Origin of the sequence: Shewanella hafniensis (genome assembly GCF_019655335.1) — a bacterium.
GTDB lineage: Bacteria > Pseudomonadota > Gammaproteobacteria > Enterobacterales > Shewanellaceae > Shewanella > Shewanella hafniensis.
This window is the reverse complement of record NZ_BPFD01000277.1, coordinates 1-351: the sequence shown is the minus strand read 5'-3', so window position 1 is coordinate 351 and position 351 is coordinate 1. Positions and strand designations below refer to the sequence as shown.

Genomic DNA, 351 nt, shown 5'->3' with positions numbered 1-351 from the left:
AGTGAAGAACGTAAGCAGCAGATTTTAAATAAGTTACTGCCTCCTTCGAATATGACCGTAGCTGAAGTATCAAGAAACGAAGGGATTGGCGTGCAAACTTTGTATAATTGGCGGGATAAAGCCAAACGAACTAAATGGACATCCATTGTTAATGGCGCGGTAGTTAACCTCCGACTATGCTTAGGCTAAGCATTGAACAAAGAGGTTTGTATGCCGCGCCCTCGCCCGCTCTGGCAGGATAGTTGTCACTACTTAAAATTTAACCAGTTGGGGCGTTAAGGCTTAATTGTGCCTAGTTATAGTGAAGAACGTAAGCAGCAGATTTTAAATAAGTTACTGCCTCCTTCGAAT

At 42.7% G+C, this 351-nt stretch carries 1 pseudogene; it reads left to right on the top strand.

The window, feature by feature from the left end:
• Window positions 1-129: pseudogene (locus K5Q99_RS22255) on the top strand (transposase); the annotation flags it as partial.
• Window positions 130-351: the final 222 nt, after the last annotated feature.